This window comes from Delftia sp. PX-1 (assembly GCF_055797465.1).
The window spans coordinates 4,886,235-4,905,401 of the sequence record NZ_CP184763.1 but is presented as its reverse complement, the minus strand read 5'-3'; the positions used below and the strand labels follow the sequence as shown (position 1 = coordinate 4,905,401).

The window sequence follows — 19,167 nt, the reverse complement described above, 5'->3', positions numbered from 1 at the left end:
ATGGAAAGTCAGGCACGCGGCCGCTGCCGGGGCAGGTGCATGCCCGGCCGGCCCGGTCGGCCCAGTCGGTGCAGCAGGCCCATCACGCCGCCGGGCATGGCGAACATGAAGACGATGAGCACGGTGCCGTAGACGGCCCAGGGCGCGGCCTTGGACACCTGCTCGGCCAGCCCCGGGATGAACATGATGAACAGGGCGCCGAACAGCGCGCCCCACAGCGTTCCCACGCCGCCCACCACCACGCCCACCAGCAGCGAAATGGACAGGAACATGGTGAAGGAGTCGGGCGCCACGAACTGCACGGCAATGGCCGACAGCGCGCCGCCCACGCCCGTGTAGCCGGCCGAAATCGCAAAGGCCATGGACTTGCAGTGCGCGTTGTCCACGCCCATGGCCTCGGCCGCCATGGCGTGGTCGCGGATGGCGCGCAGCGCCAGGCCGCTGCCGCTGTCTATGAGGTTGCGCGCCATCCAGAACAGCAGCGCCGCCACGGCCAATGCATAGAGGTAGAACCACTGGTCGGCATCCAGCGGCAGGCCCCAGGGCGCCTCGGGCTTGGTCAGCACGATGCCGCCCACGCCGCCGGTCCATGCCTCCAGGTGGCGGTACTTGAGCAGCTGGGGCATGGCCACGCCCAGCGCAAAGGTGGCCAGCGCCAGGTACAGCCCTTCCAGCCTGAGCGCGGGCCGCCCGAACAGGTAGCCCGCCGCCAGGCTCACCAGGCCCGCTGCAGGCACGGCCAGCCAGTAGGCCAGGCCTGCGCGGTCCATCAGGATGCCGGCCGCATAGGCGCCTATGGCGAAGAAGGCGCCATGGCCCAGCGAGATCTGGCCGCTGTAGCCCGTGAGAATGTTCAGCCCCACCAGGGCCACGGCATAGGCCAGCACCATGGTGGCCTGGAACAGCTGGTAGCCCTTGGCCACGAAGACCAGCGAGCAGGCCGCCAGCGCCAGCGCCGCGATCAGTACCGTGCCCAGGGGCAGGGGGCGGCGCGCGCTGATGGAGGCGACCAGCGCGTCAGACGAGGAGGCGGATCGTGTGGACATCATTGTTCTCCAGGGCGTTTGGCACAAAACTGGCGTGGCCCAAAAGCGAGGGTGTCGTCCCCCTCCCGCGTAGCGAGAGAGGGGGCGCCGTGCAACGGGAAGCGGCGTAGCCGCTCAGGGGGGACATTGTTCAAACCCTCCTGACGACCTTGCGGCCCATCAGCCCGGCCGGCCGCACGATGAGCACGCCCACGATCAGCACCAGGGCGACCGAGAGCTTGAGTTCGGTGCCGACCACGTAGCTGCCCACCAGGTTTTCAAGCACGCCCACGATGAAGCCGCCCAGCACGGCGCCCGCGGGGCTGTCGATGCCGCCCAGCAGCGCGCCCGCAAAGGCATACAGCAGCACGCCGCTCATCATGTGCGGATCGAGGAAAACCACGGGCGCCACCATCATCCCGGCCACCGCGCCGATGGCGCCGGCCAGACCCCAGCCCAGCATCAGCATGCGCCCCACGGAGATGCCCACCAGGCGCGAGGAGGCCGGGTTCTGCGCGGCCGCGCGCATGGCCAGCCCCAGCGGCGTGAGCCGGAAGAAGGCAAACAGCAGGGCCACGATGGACAGCGCCACGAAGATGGTGCCCACCTCATGGGCCGACATCAGGGCGCTGCCATACCAGGCGTCGGCCGGGAACGGGCTGGGGAACTCCTTGATGGTGTAGCCGAAGATCCAGCCGGCCAGGCTGTGGAAGACGATCAGCAGGCCGATGAAGACCACCACCTGGGCCAGGTCCGCCGCCTTGTGCATGGGGCGGATGATGGCGAACTCCACGGCCGCGCCCAGCACGAAGGACAGCGCCACCGTGGCCAGGAAGGCCCACCAGTACGGCAGCCCCGCCTGCAGCAGCGCCCAGGCGATGAAGGTGGAGAACATGGCCATCTCGCCCTGCGCGAAATTGATGTGGTGCGTGGCCTGGTAGATCATGACCAGGGCCAGCGCCACGGTGGCGTAGATGCCGCCCGTGGCCAGGCCGGCCAGCAACTGGTGGATGAAGGCGTCCATGGCCGCTACTCCCCGAGATAGGCCTGGCGCACCGCATCGTTGCGGCGCATGGCTTCGCTGGGGCCGTGCAGCACGATGCGGCCGGTCTCCAGCAGGTAGGCGCTGTGCGCCAGCTCCAGCGCCAGGCGCGCGTTCTGCTCCACCAGCAGGATGGTCATGCCCTGCTCGGCGTTGATGCGCCGCAGGATGCCGAAGATGTCGCGCACCACCAGCGGCGCCAGGCCGAAGGAGGGCTCGTCCAGCAGCAGCAGGCGCGGGCGGCCCATGAGGGCGCGGGCAATGGCCAGCATCTGCTGCTCGCCGCCCGACAGCGTGCCGGCCTGCTGGGCGCGGCGCTCGCGCAGGCGGGGGAAGTAGCCGAACATGCGCTCCATATCGCCGCCCACGTCGGCACGGGCAGCGCTCGTGGGCCGGGCCTGCGCGCCCAGGCGCAGGTTGTCCTCGGCGCTGAGCTGGGCGAAGGTGCCGCGCCCGTCGGGCACATGGCCCACGCCCTGGCGCGCGATGCGCTCGGTGCTATGCCGGTCTATGCGTTCGCCGGCCAGGCGCACCTCGCCGCGTGTGTCCACCAGGTGGCGGCAGATGGCGCGCAGCGTGGTGGTCTTGCCCGCGCCATTGGCGCCCAGCAGGGCCGTGACGCGGCCTTCGGCCAGGTCCATGTCGATGCCGTCCAGCACGCGCACCGACCCGTAGGCCGCATGCAGTCCGCGGATTTCAAGCAGTGCCGGCATGCGCCACCTCCCTGTCCTGATCCTGCGGCTGCATGTCCGAACCCAGGTAGGCGCGGATGACTTCGGCATGGGCGCGGACCTCGCCCGGCGTGCCTTCGGCGATCTTGCGGCCGAAGTTCAGCGCCACGACCTTGTCGCTCACGCGCATGACCAGGCCCATGTGGTGCTCCACCAGCAGCACGGTCAGCCCCAGCCGGTCGCGCAGCGACAGGATCAGGTCGCCCAGGCCGGCCAGCTCCTCATGGTTGAGGCCGCAGGCCGGCTCGTCCAGCAGCAGCAACTGCGGGCGGCAGGCCAGGGCGCGCGCCAGCTCCACGCGCTTTTGCGTGCCGAAGGGCAGGTCGGCCACGCGGCGCTCTGCCACGCCCGTCAGCTCCAGCAGGGCCATCAGCGACTGTGCCTGGGCGCGGGCTTCTGCCTCGCGCCGGCGCACGCCGGGCAGGCGCAGGGCGTCGCGCACAAAGCCTGCGTGCTGGTGGCTGTGCGTGCCCAGGCGCACGTTGTCGGCCACCGTCATGCTGGAAAACAGGGCCAGGTTCTGGAAGGTGCGGCCCATGCCCAGCGCGGCCATGCGGTGGCGCGCCAGCGTGGCCAGCGGCTGGCCGCGAAAGCGGATGTGGCCGGCCTGCCAGGCATACAGCCGCGACAGGCAGTTGAACAGGCTGCTCTTGCCCGCACCGTTGGGGCCGATGAGGCCGCAGATCTGGCCTGCCGCAACATCGAAACTCACGCCGTCCAGCGCGACGATGCCGCCAAAGCGCAGCGAAACGCCTTCGATGCGCAGCAGGGGCTGCGAGTCCTGGCTCATGGCTTTCCCTCCCCCCCGATGGTGGGCGGCCGGCGCGGGCCGCGCCGGCCGCACGGTGGCATGGCGGCGCCTACAGGCGCTCGATGATGGTGACGTTGGCCATGCCGCCGCCCTCGCACATGGTCTGCAGGCCGTAGCGCCCGCCGCGTGCATGCAGGGCGTGAACCAGCGTGGCCATGAGCTTGGTGCCCGAGGCGCCCAGCGGATGGCCCAGCGCAATGGCGCCGCCGTTGACGTTGAGCCGCGCCGGATCGGCGCCCGTGGCCTGCAGCCAGGCCAGGGGCACGGGGGCAAAGGCCTCATTGACTTCGTACAGGTCGATGTCGGAGATGCGCATGCCGGCCTTCTTCAGCGCGGCCTGGGTGGCGGGGATGGGGGCCTCCAGCATGATCACCGGGTCGTGCCCGAGCAGGCTCATGTGGTGGATGCGCGCCAGCGGCTGCACGCCCAGGGCCTTGAGGCCGCGCTCGCTGACCACCATGACGCCGCTGGCGCCATCGCAGATCTGGCTGGCCGTGGCGGCGGTCACGCAGCCGCCCTCGCGGATGGTCTTGACGCCGGCAATGCCTTCCAGCGTGGCGTTGAAGCGTATGCCTTCGTCCACCGTGTGCGGCTGGCCTTCGCCCTCGGCACCGCCTTCGGCGCTGCGCGCCTGCACGGCCAGGATCTCGCGGTCGAAGCGGCCCTCGCGCGCGGCCTGCACGGCGCGCTCATGGCTTTGCAGCGCATAGGCGTCCAGCTGGTCCTTGGCCAGGCCGTACTTGCCGGCCATCATCTCGGCGCCCATGAACTGGCTGAACTCCACGCCCGGATAGCGCTGCTGCATGGCCGGGCTCATGTACACGCCCAGGCCGGACTTGGCGGGCAGGGCGTTGGGCGTGCCCATGGGCACGCGCGACATGCTCTCCACGCCTGCGGCGATCACCATGTCCATGCTGCCCGACATCACGGCCTGGGCCGCGAAATGCAGGGCCTGCTGGGACGACCCGCACTGCCGGTCCACCGTGGTGCCCGGCACGGACTCGGGCAGGGACGAGGCCAGCACCGCGTTGCGCGCCACGTTCGTCGCCTGCTGGCCGACCTGGCTGACGCAGCCCATGATCACGTCCTCGACCTGGGCCGGGTCGGCCTGGCTGCGGCGCACCAGCTCGTCCAGCACCTGGGCCGCGAGATCGGCCGGATGCCAGCCCGAGAGCTTTCCGCCGCGCTTGCCGCCCGCCGTGCGCGTGGCGGCGACGATGTATGCCTGTGCCATGGATATGTCTCCTGTTCCTGTATTCCTGGGGGGGATGGTGGCCCGGCCGGCGCGGGCCGGGCATCGTCGCAATCGACGATTCCGGCCAGGGAAAACGCGGGGACGGTGCCTGCCGTGGTGACTGGGCGGTGCGCCTAGCGCGGCGCCATGCGGATGGCGCCGTCCAGGCGCACGCACTCGCCGTTGAAGTAGCCGTTGGTGATCATGGTCTCGGCCAGGTGGGCGTATTCGTCGGGCTGGCCCAGCCGCTTGGGGAAGGGCACGGAGGCGGCCAGCGCCGCCTTCACGTTGTCGGGCGCGCCCTGCAGCAGCGGGGTGTCGAAGATGCCGGGCAGGATGGTGTTCACGCGGATGCCCTCGCCCATGAGGTCGCGCGCGATGGGCAGGGTCATGCCCGTGATGCCGGCCTTGCTGGCCGAGTAGCTGGCCTGGCCCATCTGCCCGTCCTGCGCCGCCACCGAGGCCGTGTTGACGATGGCGCCGCGCTCGCCGTCGGCCAGCGGCTCCAGCGTGAGCATGCCCGCCGCCGACTTGGCGATGCAGCGGAAGGTGCCCACCAGGTTGATCTGGATGATGCGGTCGAAATTGGCCACGGGCAGGTGCCGGATCTCGCCCGTGGCCTTGTCGCGGCTGGCCGTCTTGACGGCATTGCCCGTGCCCGCGCAGTTGACCAGGATGCGCTCCTGCCCATGGGCCGCGCGGGCCTGGGCAAAGCCCGCGTCCACGCTGGCCTCGTCGGTCACGTCCACGCGGCAGAACAGGCCGCCTGTCTCGCGCGCCAGCGCCTGCCCGGCCGTCTCGTTGAGGTCGAACAGGGCGACGCGCACGCCCCTGGCGGCCAGGCGGCGCGCGGTGGCCGCGCCCAGGCCCGATGCCCCGCCCGTGACGACGGCGCCGATGCTTGCGTCAAGCTTCATGTGTGGGTCTCCTTTGAGAGAGTCTTTGCCGCGCGCCCTGTCGCCTTGGCTCGCGACAGGGCGCGCTGCGCTACCTATGATCTGCAGGCCAGTCTAGGAATCACCCCGCATTGCCGCCATCGTCGAAACCGACGAAAGTGCCCGCTCCTTCACTCCTGCCATGTGCTCCTCGCCCGCATGCCGTCCCCAGTGCCCATTCCTGCTCCCGGTTCCGGCTATGTGCCCCAGGCCAAGCTGAGCCCGCCGCGCGCGGCCGCAGCCCAGGTGGCGCGCCTGGCGGTGGCCGCGCGCTGGCCCGAGGCGCTGCGCGCCCGCGTGGTGCTGGTGCGTGCGCCGGCCGGCTTCGGCAAGACCACGGCCATGCGCCAGATGCGCGAGCGCCTGCAGGCCGAAGGGCAGGCCACGGCCTGGCTCACGCTGGATGCCGCCGACAACGATGTCTCGCGCTTTCTGCAATGCCTGGGTGCGGCCGTGCGCGGCCTGGGCGGCATGGCCGAGCGCGAGGCGGACGGGCCGGGCGAGCTGTCCCGGGCGCTGCAGTCGCTGGCCGGCGAAGGCCGGTCGTTTGCGCTGTTCATCGACGATTTCGAGGTGCTGCACAACGATGCCGTGCTGGGCCTGGTGCGCCAGCTGATGGAGCAGTTGCCCGTGCACGGCCGGCTGGTCATAGGCTCGCGCGCGCTGCCGGCCCTGGGACTGGGGCGGCTGCGCACCAGCGGCCAGCTGCTGGAGATCGATGCGGCGCTGCTGCGCTTTTCAGCGGCCGAGGCCGAGGAGTTCTTTCGCCTGCGCGGCTGCGCGCTGCCGCGCGAGGCCGTGGCGCGCCTGGTGGACAAGACCGAAGGCTGGATAGGCGCGCTGTGGCTGGCCTCGCTGGCGCTGGAGCGGCATGGGGCGCACAGCGATTTCATCGAGCGCTTCTCGGGCTCGGAGCGTGCCGTGGCCGACTACCTGGCCGAGGACGTGCTGGCACAGCAGGCCGCGCCCGTGCGCGATTTTTTGCTGCGCACCAGCATCCTGCGCACGCTGGATGCCCAGGTCTGCCAGGCCCTGGTGCCGCGCGCCGATGGCGCCGCCATGCTGCAGGCGCTGGAGCAGGCCCATCTGTTCTTGCTGCCGCTGGCCGACGAAGGGCAGGGCAGGCGCAGCTGGCGCTACCACAGCATGTTTGCCGACTTCCTTCGCGCCCAGCTGCAGCGCGAGCGCCCCGGCGAGGTGCAGCGCCTGCATCTGGCGGCCAGCGGCTGGTACGAATCCTGCGGCCGGCCCGTGCCCGCCATCGAGCATGCGCTGGAAGGCGGCGACCTGCCGCATGCCCTGTCCCTGCTGGCGCGCCATGCCGAGGCGCTGATGGAGCAGGGCCGCATGCGCCTGCTGTCGCGCTGGTTCACGGCCCTGCCGGCGCCGCTGCTGGCGCGCGAGCCGCTGCTGCAGGCCGTGGCCGCCTATGCCGACTGCTTCACCCGTGGTCCCGTGCAGGCACAGCTGTGGCTGGATGCGCTGGAGCCCGGCATGGCCGCCGACCCTGCCGCGCAGGCCCTGGTCATCGCCCTGCGGCCGCTGCTGCTGGCCATGATGGACCGCGTGGAAGAGGCTGCGCCACTGGGCCGCGAGGCGCTGGCGCGCCTGCCCAGCTGCCGGCCCTTTGCGGACAGCTCGCTGACCAATGCCATGGCCTACGTGGCATCGGTGCTGGGCGATACCGACGAGGCCCGCCGCCTGCTGGATGCGGCACGCAGCACCCAGGCCGGCAGCCTGTTCAGCCGCATGTACACCGAGGCCATGGAAGGCGTGCTGGACCTGTCCGCCGGCCGGCTGCGCCAGGCGGCAGCGCGTTTCAGGGTGGCGCTGGCTGCCACGCCGCGCAGCGCGGCCTACAACCCCACCAACGGCAATGCCTGGGCAGGCGTCCTGTACGCGGGGGTGCTCTACGAGGGCAATGACATCGACGGCGCCGATCACCTGCTGCAGGTCTACCTGCCGCTGGCACGCGATGTGGGCCTGCCCGACCACGTGATCGCCAGCTACCGCATGCGCGCGCGCATCGCCTTCCTGCGCGGCGACGTGGATGCCGCCGTGGGCCTGCTCACCGAACTGGAATACCTGGGGCACGAGCGCCAGCTGCCGCGCGTGACGGCCAGCGCGCGGCTGGAACATGCGCGCATCTTCGTGCTGCAGGGCAACCGGGCGGCCGCATCCGAGGCGCTGGAGCGTGCCGACGACCCTGGCGTATGGCCGCGCGTGGAACGCCTGCGCCTGCCGCCGCACGAGGTGGAGGACATCGCCATCGCCCGGCTGCGCTGGGGGCTGCACTTTGGCGACTGCCGTGACGTGCGCGATGCCATCGCCCCCTTGCTGGCCGATGCGCAACTGCGCGGGCGCCGCCACCGCAGCCTCAAGCTGCAGGTGCTGTGCGCGCTGGCCGAGGCGGGCTGCGGCGACTTGGACGCCGCAGCCGCCATGCTGGCCCAGCCGCTGCGCCACGGGGCCAGCGAAGGCTTTGTGCGCCTGATGCTCGATGAGGGGCCGCTGCTCGCGCCCGTGCTGCAGCGCGTGCTGTCGCCCTCACTGTCTCCTTCACTGTCGTCCTCACTGTCGCGCCGCACGGAAGCGGCGGAGCCAGAGGCTGCCGCCCATGCGCAGCGGCTGCTGTCTGCCCTGGGCGAGCCTGCCGAGCCCGCCGATCCCCCCGAGCTGCAGGCAGCGGATGCGCCCCAGGACCCGGCGCCGGCCACGGCGCTTGCCGAGCCCCTGACCCGCAAGGAGCTGCGCGTGCTGGAACTGCTGGCCTCGGGCTACTCCAATGCGGCCATGGCCGAGAAGCTCTTCGTCTCCGACAGCACGGTGCGCACCCACCTGCGCAGCATCAACCTCAAGCTGGGCGCGCGCAGCCGCACCCAGGCCGTGGCGCTGGCGCGGGAGCTGCGGGTTCTGCGCTAGGCCGCTGGCGGCTCAAGCCTGCAGATGGCGCGCATAGGTCAGGAACACTTCGTCACGCACCCAGCCCAGCGACTCGTACAGCGCCTGGGCGCGCAGGTTGTTGCGTGCCGTGGTCAGGTCCATGCGTGCATGGCCCGTGGCGCGGGCATGGGCTTCGGCCGCCAGCAGCAGGGCGCGGCCCACGCCCAGGCGGCGCGCATCGGGCACCACGAAGAGGTCGTAGAGCACGTAGATGGGCGCGGCCAGCACCGAGCAGAACGAGGGGTAGAGCTGGCAAAAGCCCAGGGCGCTGCCGTCCGGTCGGCGGGCCAGCAGGATCACGGATTCGCCGCGCTCCAGCCGCGCCGTGATGAAGGCCAGCGTCGCGTCGGCATCCGCAGGTTGCTCGTAGAACTGGCGGTAGGCGTCGAACAGCGGAGCGATCAGCGCGGCGTCTTCGGGGATGGCGGTGTGTATGGCTGTGGAGTTCATCGGTGGTCCGGGGCTGAGGTTGCCAGCATGGCGCAGGGCAAGGATGCCGTGCTCATATCTTTGCTGAATCTCTCCATTTGGAGATGTGATTTGACCTGGATCATGGACAGGCGGAACACTCCTGGCCCATGTCCGAGCAAAAGATCGAGTTCTACAAGGGCGCCGCTGGCGGCTGGGGCGCACTGCGCAGCGTGAGCCAGGCCCTGATGCGCCAGGATATCGCCGTCAAGGGCGCCAAGACGCTGCTGTCGGCCAACCAGCCCGACGGCTTCGACTGCCCGGGCTGCGCCTGGCCCGACCGCAACCACCATTCCACCTTCGAGTTCTGCGAGAACGGCGCCAAGGCCGTGGCGGCCGAGGCCACGGCGCGCCGCGTGACGCCCGAATTCTTTGCCCGGCACACGGTGGCCGAGCTCATGGCGCAAAGCGATTTCTGGCTGGAAGACCAGGGCCGGCTCACCGAGCCCATGGTGTACGACGCGGCCAGCGACCGCTACCGGCCCATCGCCTGGGACGACGCCTTTGCGCTGATTGCCCGCCACCTGAACGCGCTGCCCGACCCGAACCAGGCCATCTTCTACACCTCGGGCCGCGCCAGCAACGAGGCGGCCTTCCTGTACCAGCTGTTCGTGCGCGCCTACGGCACGAACAATTTCCCCGACTGCTCCAACATGTGCCACGAGCCCAGCGGCAGCGGCATGAAGCCGCAGATCGGCGTGGGCAAGGGCACGGTGCAGCTGGCCGATTTCGAGCAGGCCGATGCCATCTTCATCTTCGGCCAGAACCCCGGCACCAACCACCCGCGCATGCTGGGCGAGCTGCGCGCAGCCCACAAACGCGGCGCGCGCATCCTGAGCTTCAACCCGCTGCGCGAGCGCGGGCTGGAGCGCTTCCAGGACCCGCAAAGCAAGCTGGAGATGGCCACCCTGGGCGCCACGCCCATCAGCACGCACTACTTCCAGCTGCGCGTGGGCGGCGACATCGCGGCCGTCAAGGGCATCATGAAGCATGTGATCGCGCAGGACGATGCACTGGGGCACGGGTGCGGCGGCGTGCTGGACCATGCCTTCATCGCCGAACACACGACCGGCTTCGAGGCCCTGGCCGAGGACCTGCGGGCCGAGGACTGGGGCCTGCTGGAGGCCGAGTCCGGCCTGAGCCGCGCGCAGATGCAGACGGCGGCCGAGGTCTACATCGCCGCCCGCAGCACCATCGTCTGCTGGGGCATGGGCATCACGCAGCACATGCATTCGGTGGCCGCCGTGCAGATGCTGGTCAACCTGCTGCTGCTGCGCGGCAACATCGGCCGCCCGGGTGCGGGCGCCTGTCCGGTGCGCGGCCACAGCAATGTGCAGGGCGACCGCAGCATGGGCATCTGGGAAAAGCCGCCGGCCGCGCTGCTGGACCGGCTGCAGCAGGTCTTCGGCTTCGAGCCGCCGCGTGCCCACGGCGTGGACGTGGTCGAGTCCATCCGCCTCATGCTCGAGGGCCGGGGCAAGGTCTTCTTCGCGCTGGGCGGCAACTTCGCGGCGGCCACGCCCGACACGCATGCCACCTGGCAGGCGCTGCGCCGCTGCGACCTGACCGTGCATGTGACCACCAAGCTCAACCGCAGCCACCTGGTGCACGGCCGCGAGGCGCTGATCCTGCCCTGCCTGGGCCGCACCGAGATCGACATGCAGGCCACCGGGCCGCAGGGCGTGACGGTGGAGGACTCCATGGGCATGGTCCATATCTCCAGCGGCATCAACCCGCCTGCGTCCGAGCACCTGCTCAGCGAGATCGCCATCGTCGCGCGCCTGGCGGCCGCCACGCTGGGCGCGCAGCGGCCCGTGCCCTGGCTGGAGCTGGCCGGCGACTATGCACGCATACGCGAGCTGATCGAGCAGGTCTTCGACGACTTCCACGACTTCAACGCGCGCGTGGCCGTGCCGGGCGGCTTCAAGCTGCGCAATGCGGCAAGCGAGCGCATCTGGGAGACGCCCCGGGGCAAGGCCGGCTTCTTCGTGCACGCCGTGCCGCGCGACACGCCCGTGCACCGCGCGCGCGCCGCGCGCAGCCCCGGCGCATCGCCGGTGTTCACGCTGTTCACCACGCGCTCGCACGACCAGTACAACACCACCATCTACGGCATGGACGACCGCTACCGCGGCGTCTTCGGACAGCGCCGCGTGGTCTTCATCCATGCCGAGGACATCCGCGCCCTGGGCATGAAGGATGGCGACTGGGTGGACCTGCGGACGGTGTGGGATGACGGCCAGCAGCGCAGCGCCGAGCGCTTCAGGCTCGTGGCCTACGACATTCCGCGCGGCTGCATCGCTGCCTACTATCCGGAGACCAATCCGCTGGTGCCGCTGTCGGCCACGGCCATCGTGGCGGGCACGCCCAGCTCCAAGTCCATTCCCGTGCAGCTGGTGGCGCACCGGCTGCCTGCCGTGCCGTCTCCCGCGCTGGAAGAAATGGCGGCCTGAAGTGCAAGGCATGGAAGAACTGGCCGCCGCCATCCTGCGCGAATTGGCCACCGAGCCCGCACCCATGTCCCTGCCCAGGCTGGGCAAGCGACTGGGGCAGGGCGCCAGCGTGCTCATGCGCTGCCTGGCGCTGATGGGCGATGCGCCCATTGCCGGCACACCGGGGCCGGGCTGGGTCAGGCTGGAGCAGGACGAGGGGCGGTGGCTGGCGGCCCTGACGGAGCGCGGGCGCTTGTGGGTGGAGGCCCAGGCCTGTCAGGCGCTGGCCGAAGGCACGGGCCGCGTGCGGTAGAACTGCATCGGAAACTCCTGCATTTCCTTGGCGTGCTGGTTGATCACCGCGCGCTTCATCTTGCCGACCACGTGCATCTCGCAGGGCTTGCAGTCGAAGCGCAGCGTGAGTTTTTCCTTGCCGTTGATCAGCTGCAGCGGCTCGGCCTTGATCGTGCCCTTGACGCCGATGACGCCCTTGGCCTGCTTGGGGCACAGGCTCATGGAAAAGCGCACGCAATGCTTGGTGATCATCAGGCTGACTTCGCCTTCTTCTTCCTTGCTCTCGTAGGCCGCGTCGATGACCTTGACGCCGTGCTTGATGTAGAAGTCGTGCGCCTTCTGGTTGTAGACGTTGGCCAGGTAGGTCAGCGTGTCCTCGGGGAAGGGCACGGGCGGCTCCACGGGCAGGGCGCGCGGCAGGCGCACGAAGCCGGCCTGGCGTGCGGCCTCCAGCGCGGCGACGGTGTCGCGGCGCAGCTGGTTCAGGGCCGAGGCCGGCACGAACCAGGGCTGGCTCAGCTGCAGGCCGATGTCATGCACGGAGAAGATGGTGGCGCCGAAGCGGCCCAGCTGCTCGCGCAGCGTGGCCTCGGCACGGGCTGCGTCGGTGGCGGCCTGGTGTTCCTGCGCGATGGCGGCAGTGGCGGTGAAGCCGTCCTCGTCGGTCAGCGTGAGCGCAAAGCCGTCGGGTGTTTCCTTGAGTTCGGCCCACAGGCCGATGCGGCGGTCGCTGGACTTCTTGTCCAGCGTGCGCACCCAGGCCATGTCGCGGTTGCGGTTGACTTCCAGGCCCTTGCGCAGATCCTTGAAGCCGGCGATGGGGTCCTTGGGGAACAGGCGCCACAGCGACTTCTTCGCATCCACCGACTCGGCGCGGTTGATCTGCAGGCCCACCAGTTCCTTTTGCAGGTCGTAGTAGCACAGGCCGTCGCCGTTGTGCAGTTCGGTGTCGCGGCTCGAGGTCTCGATCTCCACGAAGTTCTCGCCCACCTTGGTGACCCAGCCGATGGCGCGGCCCGGTGTCTTGGGCGTGTCGAAGGCGCCGATGTCGTCCTTGCGGCCGTTGACGAAGTAGTCGGTGAACTCGCGGTTGAAGTTCTGGTCGGGGTCGGGCGTGAAGCTGAACGTGGTGCTGCCCGAGGACGAGCGCGCCAGGGGCGTGTCGGAGAATTCGCGCTCCTCGATGATTTCGTCCAGCAGCTTGCGGTAGTGGGCCGTGATGTTCTTCACATAGCCCATGTCCTTGTAGCGGCCCTCGATCTTGAAGCTGCGCACGCCGGCGTCGATCAGTGCGCGCAGGTTGTCGCTCTGGTTGTTGTCCTTCATGGACAGCACGTGCTTTTCGTGGGCAATGATGCGGCCGCTGGCGTCCAGCACCTCGTAGGGCAGGCGGCAGGCCTGGTTGCAGTCGCCGCGGTTGGCGCTGCGGCCCGTGTGGGCGTGGGTGATGTAGCACTGGCCCGAGTAGGCCACGCACAGCGCGCCGTGCACGAAGAATTCGATGGTGGTGCGCGCCGGGTCGGTGGCCGCACGCACGGCGGCGATCTGCTGCAGGTCCAGCTCGCGCGCAACGACGATCTGCGACAGGCCGGCATCCTGCAGGAAGCGCGCCTTCTCGGGCGTGCGGATGTCGGTCTGGGTGCTGGCGTGCAGCTGGATGGGCGGCAGGTCCAACTCTAGCAGGCCCATGTCCTGGATGATCAGCGCGTCGGCACCGGCCTCGTAGATCTGCCAGGCCATCTTGCGCGCGGCCTCCAGTTCATCGTCGCGCAGGATGGTGTTGAGCGTGATGAAGATGCGGCTGCCGAAGCGGTGCGCGTGGTTGATCAGGCGCTGCAGGTCGCGGATGTCGTTGCCCGCCGTGGCGCGCGCGCCGAAGGCCGGGCCGCCGATGTAGACGGCGTCGGCGCCATGGTTCACGGCCTCGATGCCGATGTCGGCATCGCGCGCGGGAGACAGGAGTTCGAGCTGGTGGGGCAGGAGGGACATGGGGCTTTGTGGTGTTCTGTGTTCGTACCCGCACCGGCGTGGGGGGCCGGGCGTCGGGCGCAATGCGGGGGAAAACTGGCCCCCACGCTACCCTTGCTGCGCAAGGTCCGCTGCCCCCCAAGGGGGCCGCTTTTTGTCTTGGGGCGGTCCGGCGACGAAAACCTCGCAGCCCGCTTGCGGTGAGGCGCAGCATTATCGCCGCAGCCCCGAAAAAACGTGCGCCAGGGGGTATGCGCCCGATGCCCGGACGCGCAGCGCCGGTTTTTGCCTATCCTTTAGGATGCGCACTGCACGGGCCGGGCCGCCATGCCGGACACCCTGGCCCGTGCCTGCTCCGCCCTCTGCCTGGTGCGCTTTCGCTGCGCCAGTCCTTGACCGGCCGGGCAGCGCCAGACTGGCCACGCCGCAGCGGATTTCGCTGGCCAAGGCGCCGTTTCACTGATTGACCGTTTTTTCCAGGAGTTGCCATGCACGCCTCGATTCGCCATTTCCCGTGGGCCGGCCCTGCCCTGCTGTGCGCCATGCTGGGCAGCGGCGGCCTGGCCTGGGCGCTGCCGGGAAGCGGCCCGGCCAACGGGCAGGCGGCAGGGGCTTCCGCTGCGGCGGCTGCACCCGGTACGGCCGCTGCACCGGGTGCAGCCGATGCGCCCCTGGTGGTGCGCATTGCCCATGCCGGGCCGGTGTCCGGCCCCATTGCCAGCCTGGGCAAGGATGAGGAAAACGGCGTGCGCATGGCCCTGGACGATCTCAATGCCAAGGGCCTGGAGATCGGCGGGCGCAAGCTGCACTGGAAGCTGGAGGCAGGCGACGACGGCGGCGACCCCGGCCAGGCCGTGGCCCTGGCCCGGCGCCTGTGCGACAAGAAGGTGGCGGCCGTGGTCGGCCACCTGCAGTCGGGCACCACGCTGCCGGCCACGTCCATCTATCAGGACTGCGGCATCGTCATGGTCACGCCGGCGGCCAGCAACCCGGCCATCACCCAGTCGGGCTATGACACCACGTACCGCGTGATCGCCGACGACCGCGCCATGGTCGATGCGCTGGTGTCCCACGCCGTGGGCAAGCTGGGCGTCAAGCGCGTGGCCATCATCGATGACCGCTCGGCCTACGGCCAGGGCATCGTGGCGCTGTTCGAGGCCCAGGCGCGCGAGCAGGGCATCGAGATCGTGGACAAGCAGTACACCGGCGACAAGTCCACGGACTTCGTCCCCATCCTCACGGCCATCAAGGGCAAGAAGCCCGACGCCATCTTCTTCGGCGGCCTGGATGCCCAGGCCGGCCCCATGCTCAGGCAGATGGCCCAGCTGGCCATGGACAAGGTGCGCTTTCTGGGCGGCGACGGCCAGTGCACGCTGCGCCTGCCCGAGCTGGCCGGCAACGCGGCGCCGCTGCGCAACGTGACCTGCGCCGTCGGCGGCAGCCCGTTGGAGCGCATGCCGGGCGGCACCGCCTGGAAGCAGCGCTATGACCAGCGCTTTGCCGACCAGTACCAGGTCTTCAGCCCCTACGCCTACGATGCCACCATGGTGCTGGCCCAGGCCATGGTGCGGGCCGACTCCATCCGGCCCGATGCCTATATCCCCTATCTGCGCCAGACCCGGTATGAGGGCGTGACGGCGCCGATTGCCTTCACGCCCCAGGGCGAGCTGCAGGCGCCGGTGGTCACGCTGTACCACTACGCGCAGGGCGTGCGCAAGGCGCTGCCCTGACGCGCTGACAACGTGGCTGCCGAACACCCTTTCTTGCCGCAGGCCGACGACGAGGCCTGGATGCGCGCCGCCCTGGAACTGGCGCGTGCCGCCGCCCAGGCGGGCGAGGTGCCCGTGGGCGCCGTCATCGTCAAGGACGGCGCCATCGTCGGCCAGGGCCGCAACGCGCCCGTGGCCCAGGGCGACCCCACGGCCCATGCCGAGGTGCTGGCGCTGCGCGATGCGGCCGCGCACCTGGGCAACTACCGGCTGGACGACTGCACGCTCTACGTGACCCTGGAGCCGTGCACCATGTGCAGCGGCGCCATGCTGCATGCGCGCCTGGGCCGCGTGGTCTATGGCGCGGCCGAGCCGCGCACGGGCGCGGCCGGATCGGTGCTGGACGTGTTTGCGCTGCCGCAGATCAACCACCACACGCAGGTGACGCGCGGCGTGCTGGCCGGCGAATGCGCGGCCCTGATGTCGGACTTCTTTCGCATGCGCCGCGCCGAGCAGCGCGCGGCCCAGCCGCATCCGCTCAAGGACACGGCGCTGCGCCATGCGGATTCCACCTTTGGCGGCTTTGCCCAGCCGCAGTGGCGCAGCGACCTGCCGGCGCTGGCAGGCCTGCGCCTGGCCGTGGTCGATGAAGGACCGCATGATGCACCGCTGACCTGGCTGTGCCTGCACGGCAGCCCGGCATGGGGCCAGCTGTTCCAGCCCATGCTGCCCGGGTGGCTCCAGGCCGGCCATCGCGTGGTCGTTCCCGACCTGCCGGGCTTTGGCCGCAGCGACCAGCCCAAGAAGGAGAAGGCGCACAGCGCGGCCTGGCATGTGCAAGTGCTGCGCGAGCTGGTGCTGGCGCTGGACCTGCGGAACATCGTGCTGGTCGGCCATGACGATGGCGTGCACCTGGGCCTGGCCGTGGCGCAGGCCGAGCCCGCCCGTTTTTGCGGCGCCTGGCTCATGAATTCCTGGCCCGCAGGCCTGGCGCCCGATGCCTGCATGCAATGGTTTGCGCAGGTGGCGCGCAAGCCGTCATGGCCCGTGGGCCGCGCCATGCGCGAGGCGGGCGAGGAGGCCGGCGCACAGCCGCAGGCCTGGAACCTGCCGTTTTCCCAACCCGGCCACCGCGCCGCGCTGCAGGCCTGGCCCCGCGTGCGGGCCGAAATGCCTGCGCTGCCGATGGCGTTGCTGGCGCAGTGGAGCCAGCAGCAGCGCCTGTGGGTGCAGGGCGGAGAGCACGATGCGCTGCTGCCTGCGCCCGCATGGCGCCAGGCCTGGCTGCAGGCGCTGCCACAGCTGCCGCCGGCGCAGCTGCGCCTATCCCCGTGCGGCCATTGGGTTCCCCTGTGCGCAGCCGGCATGGTGGCCGACGCTGTGGAATACTTCCGCCCATAGGCCAGCGCCGCCGGCCCCTTGCCGGGGCTGCGCGGCGCCAGGTCCCCGTCTTCACTCCCCTTGCAATATGGAGCATGCCGGCCAGGGCCGGCATGGAACCACCTTGGCCACTTCGCGCAGTTCCCGCACCCCCCGCAAAACGGCAGCCGCTCCCGCTACCGTTTCAGCCCCCGTTTCTGCTCCCGCAGATCACTCGCACGAGCATGTGCATTCAGCCGACGGCCAGTGCTGCGCGCATGGCCACGGGCGTGCCGATGACCATGGGGATGCCCACGACCACGAGCATGTGCACGCCGCCGACGGCAGCTGCTGCGGCCACGCGCATGACCAGGGTCCGCGCCACATCTACATCTACTCGCCCGCCGGCGCCGTGCGCGACAAGGCCGGTTTCAAGCGGGCCGTGCGCCGCCTGGAGGCCATGGGCCACCAGGTGGAGATCGATGCCGATGCGCTGAGCAGCCACCAGCGCTTTGCCGGCGACGACGCCACGCGCCTGGCGGCCATCGACCGTGCGGCGGCCAGCGGTGCCGACCTGGCGCTGCCCACGCGCGGCGGCTACGGCCTCACGCGCATCCTGCCGGGCATCAAGTACAAGGCCGTGGCCAAGGCCATCGCAGGCGGCACGCGCTTCGTGGGCCTGAGCGACTTCACGGCGCTGTCGCTGGCCCTGCTGGCCAAGACCGGCGCCACCACCTGGGCCGGCCCGCTGCTGGTGCACGACTTCGGCCGCCCCGATGCCGAGGGCGGCGTGGACGACATCATGCTGGACTGCTTCAACGACCTGCTCAGCGGCCAGGGCGAGGGCGCGGGCTGGCAGATGCCGAAGATCGGCCTGCGCGAAGACGGCAAGCCTGCCGTCAAGGACTTCTACATCAGCGGCGGCGCCACGCTGTGGGGCGGCAACCTGGCCGTGCTGGTGTCCCTGCTGGGCACGCCGTACTTCCCGCAGATCAAGGGCGGCATCCTGTTCCTGGAAGACGTGGGCGAGCATCCCTACCGCGTGGAACGCATGCTGACCCAGCTGCTGCATGCCGGCGTGCTGGCCCAGCAAAAGGCCATCGTGTTCGGCCAGTTCAGCGAGTTCAAGCTCAGCTCGCACGACAAGGGCTTCAAGCTGCAGACCGTGATCGACTGGCTGCGCAGCCAGGTCAAGTGCCCCGTGCTGCAGGGCCTGCCCTACGGCCATGTGCCGACCAAGGTGATGCTGCCCGTGGGCGCACCCGTGTCGCTGTCTGTCGAAGGGCGCGATGCGCTGATCTACTGGGGCCACGTGCACTGAGCGGCAAGGAGCAGACGGCATGCTGCAGATGTGGGAGTTCGCGGCCTACCCGCTGCTGGCGCTGATGTTCGTCGGCATCTTCACGCGCGAGGTGATCGCGCCGGCCTCGCGCAACCACTGCGACCGGCGCTGGCTGATCCTGTCCACGCTGCTGGGCCTGGGCACGCTGGCCACCACCTTGGCGGTAGGCCATCTGTTCTCGGACGGCATCCGCCGCCATGCGCTGCTGGACGTGGGCCGGCAATGGCCGGCCTGGGCCGTGGGCGCACTGAGCTTTGTGCTCACCAGCTTTGTCTTTTACTGGTGGCACCGCGCCACGCACCGGTCGGACACGCTGTGGCGCCTGTTCCACCAGCTGCACCACAGCGCGCCGCGCGTGGAGGCGCTCACGGCGTTTTTCGCCCATCCCATGGACACGGCCGCCGCCGTGCTGCTGAGCGCGCTGTCCAGCTACTGGGTGCTGGGGGCCAGCCCGCTGGCTGCCGCCTTCGCCATCGGCCTCACGGGGGCGTTCGACCTGTTCCTGCATGCCGACATCCGCACGCCGCGCTGGCTGGGATACATCGTGCAGCGGCCCGAGATGCACACCGTGCACCACCAGTACGGCCACCATGCGCAGAACTACGGCCTGCCCGTCTGGGATCTGCTGTTCGGCACCTGGGCCAATCCGGCCGAGCGGGTGGAGCGCCTGGGCTTTGATGCCGACAAGGCCGAGCGCGTGACCGACATGCTGCGCTGGCAAGACGTGCACAAGCAGAACTCCCCCTGAGGCGCTGCGCGCCTTCCCTCTCTCGCTTCGCGGGGGGGCGGCGCGGCCGGCGTAGACCCTTGCTCGCTGTCCCTTGTTCTTGGCCGCGCCAGTTTTTGAGGCTCTGTACGGTGGCGGTGGGGGCTG

Annotated in this window: 15 protein-coding genes; 7 read left to right on the top strand and 8 right to left on the bottom strand. The window is 70.2% G+C overall.

From position 1 onward, the window contains the following. Positions 1-8: 8 nt before the first annotated feature. The 6 genes from ACN20X_RS22505 to ACN20X_RS22480 all read right to left on the bottom strand — a co-directional run bounded on the left by ACN20X_RS22505 (position 9) and on the right by ACN20X_RS22480 (position 5,760). Positions 9-1,046 carry a branched-chain amino acid ABC transporter permease gene (locus ACN20X_RS22505; protein WP_016449214.1) on the bottom strand — a complete coding sequence of 346 codons (1,038 nt, stop codon included), beginning with the start codon at positions 1,044-1,046 and terminating at the stop codon, positions 9-11. A gap of 130 nt (positions 1,047-1,176) precedes the next feature. Further along, positions 1,177-2,049 carry a branched-chain amino acid ABC transporter permease gene (locus ACN20X_RS22500; protein ID WP_034363620.1) on the bottom strand — a complete coding sequence of 291 codons (873 nt, stop codon included), beginning with the start codon at positions 2,047-2,049 and terminating at the stop codon, positions 1,177-1,179. A 5-nt stretch (positions 2,050-2,054) separates the two neighbouring features. Next, on the bottom strand, positions 2,055-2,780 hold the full coding sequence (locus tag ACN20X_RS22495; RefSeq protein ID WP_473209936.1) for an ABC transporter ATP-binding protein: 726 nt from the start codon (positions 2,778-2,780) through the stop codon (positions 2,055-2,057). Beyond that, on the bottom strand, positions 2,764-3,588 hold the full coding sequence (locus ACN20X_RS22490; RefSeq protein ID WP_016449217.1) for an ABC transporter ATP-binding protein: 825 nt from the start codon (positions 3,586-3,588) through the stop codon (positions 2,764-2,766). Before ACN20X_RS22490 ends, ACN20X_RS22495 begins: the two co-directional genes overlap by 17 nt. A 70-nt stretch (positions 3,589-3,658) precedes the next feature. Continuing rightward, positions 3,659-4,843: an acetyl-CoA C-acetyltransferase gene (locus ACN20X_RS22485; protein ID WP_203400610.1), complete on the bottom strand. Its 1,185-nt coding sequence runs from the start codon at positions 4,841-4,843 to the stop codon at positions 3,659-3,661. A gap of 134 nt (positions 4,844-4,977) precedes the next feature. Beyond that, on the bottom strand, positions 4,978-5,760 hold the full coding sequence (locus ACN20X_RS22480) for an SDR family NAD(P)-dependent oxidoreductase (RefSeq protein WP_392444592.1): 783 nt from the start codon (positions 5,758-5,760) through the stop codon (positions 4,978-4,980). Positions 5,761-5,937: 177 nt separating this feature from the next. Between ACN20X_RS22480 and ACN20X_RS22475 the strand changes: the two genes are divergently transcribed. Next, a complete protein-coding gene (locus ACN20X_RS22475) occupies positions 5,938-8,700 on the top strand; it encodes a winged helix-turn-helix domain-containing protein (RefSeq protein ID WP_473209935.1) in 2,763 nt (920 codons plus the stop codon). 12 nt (positions 8,701-8,712) lie between these two features. Here ACN20X_RS22475 and ACN20X_RS22470 read toward each other — a convergent pair whose 3' ends face one another. After that, positions 8,713-9,171: a GNAT family N-acetyltransferase gene (locus ACN20X_RS22470; RefSeq protein ID WP_473209934.1), complete on the bottom strand. Its 459-nt coding sequence runs from the start codon at positions 9,169-9,171 to the stop codon at positions 8,713-8,715. Between the two features lie 128 nt (positions 9,172-9,299). On the opposite strand from ACN20X_RS22470, the gene ACN20X_RS22465 reads away from it, so the two are divergent. Further along, positions 9,300-11,642, top strand: a complete 2,343-nt coding sequence (locus ACN20X_RS22465; protein WP_473209933.1) for an FdhF/YdeP family oxidoreductase — start codon at positions 9,300-9,302, stop codon at positions 11,640-11,642. A gap of 10 nt (positions 11,643-11,652) precedes the next feature. Then, entirely contained in the window at positions 11,653-11,934 is a 282-nt protein-coding gene (locus tag ACN20X_RS22460) for a hypothetical protein (RefSeq protein ID WP_133072524.1), read from the top strand. On the opposite strand, the gene ACN20X_RS22455 is transcribed toward ACN20X_RS22460, so the two are convergent. After that, positions 11,898-13,904 (bottom strand): peptidase U32 family protein, encoded by a 2,007-nt coding sequence (locus ACN20X_RS22455; RefSeq protein WP_310043793.1) that lies wholly within the window; start codon positions 13,902-13,904, stop codon positions 11,898-11,900. The two genes, ACN20X_RS22460 and ACN20X_RS22455, sit on opposite strands and share 37 nt — an antisense overlap. A 467-nt stretch (positions 13,905-14,371) precedes the next feature. Between ACN20X_RS22455 and ACN20X_RS22450 the strand changes: the two genes are divergently transcribed. The 4 genes from ACN20X_RS22450 to ACN20X_RS22435 all read left to right on the top strand — a co-directional run bounded on the left by ACN20X_RS22450 (position 14,372) and on the right by ACN20X_RS22435 (position 19,041). Then, positions 14,372-15,613, top strand: coding sequence for a branched-chain amino acid ABC transporter substrate-binding protein (locus tag ACN20X_RS22450; protein WP_016451403.1), 1,242 nt, complete (start codon positions 14,372-14,374; stop codon positions 15,611-15,613). Between the two features lie 60 nt (positions 15,614-15,673). Then, on the top strand, positions 15,674-16,993 hold the full coding sequence (tadA, locus tag ACN20X_RS22445; RefSeq protein WP_016451404.1) for a tRNA adenosine(34) deaminase TadA: 1,320 nt from the start codon (positions 15,674-15,676) through the stop codon (positions 16,991-16,993). A 286-nt stretch (positions 16,994-17,279) separates the two neighbouring features. Then, positions 17,280-18,272: an LD-carboxypeptidase gene (locus tag ACN20X_RS22440; protein WP_034347717.1), complete on the top strand. Its 993-nt coding sequence runs from the start codon at positions 17,280-17,282 to the stop codon at positions 18,270-18,272. A 19-nt stretch (positions 18,273-18,291) separates the two neighbouring features. Next, positions 18,292-19,041, top strand: coding sequence for a sterol desaturase family protein (locus tag ACN20X_RS22435; protein ID WP_016449226.1), 750 nt, complete (start codon positions 18,292-18,294; stop codon positions 19,039-19,041). The last annotated feature ends 126 nt before the right edge of the window (positions 19,042-19,167 follow it).

Coding starts and splice junctions, on each gene's coding strand:
- ACN20X_RS22505 (WP_016449214.1), bottom strand. CDS start 1,046: ATGTCCACACGATCCGCCTCCTCGTCTGACGCGCTGGTCGCCTCCATC.
- ACN20X_RS22500 (WP_034363620.1), bottom strand. CDS start 2,049: ATGGACGCCTTCATCCACCAGTTGCTGGCCGGCCTGGCCACGGGCGGC.
- ACN20X_RS22495 (WP_473209936.1), bottom strand. CDS start 2,780: ATGCCGGCACTGCTTGAAATCCGCGGACTGCATGCGGCCTACGGGTCG.
- ACN20X_RS22490 (WP_016449217.1), bottom strand. CDS start 3,588: ATGAGCCAGGACTCGCAGCCCCTGCTGCGCATCGAAGGCGTTTCGCTG.
- ACN20X_RS22485 (WP_203400610.1), bottom strand. CDS start 4,843: ATGGCACAGGCATACATCGTCGCCGCCACGCGCACGGCGGGCGGCAAG.
- ACN20X_RS22480 (WP_392444592.1), bottom strand. CDS start 5,760: ATGAAGCTTGACGCAAGCATCGGCGCCGTCGTCACGGGCGGGGCATCG.
- ACN20X_RS22475 (WP_473209935.1), top strand. CDS start 5,938: ATGCCGTCCCCAGTGCCCATTCCTGCTCCCGGTTCCGGCTATGTGCCC.
- ACN20X_RS22470 (WP_473209934.1), bottom strand. CDS start 9,171: ATGAACTCCACAGCCATACACACCGCCATCCCCGAAGACGCCGCGCTG.
- ACN20X_RS22465 (WP_473209933.1), top strand. CDS start 9,300: ATGTCCGAGCAAAAGATCGAGTTCTACAAGGGCGCCGCTGGCGGCTGG.
- ACN20X_RS22460 (WP_133072524.1), top strand. CDS start 11,653: ATGGAAGAACTGGCCGCCGCCATCCTGCGCGAATTGGCCACCGAGCCC.
- ACN20X_RS22455 (WP_310043793.1), bottom strand. CDS start 13,904: ATGTCCCTCCTGCCCCACCAGCTCGAACTCCTGTCTCCCGCGCGCGAT.
- ACN20X_RS22450 (WP_016451403.1), top strand. CDS start 14,372: ATGCACGCCTCGATTCGCCATTTCCCGTGGGCCGGCCCTGCCCTGCTG.
- tadA (WP_016451404.1), top strand. CDS start 15,674: ATGCGCGCCGCCCTGGAACTGGCGCGTGCCGCCGCCCAGGCGGGCGAG.
- ACN20X_RS22435 (WP_016449226.1), top strand. CDS start 18,292: ATGCTGCAGATGTGGGAGTTCGCGGCCTACCCGCTGCTGGCGCTGATG.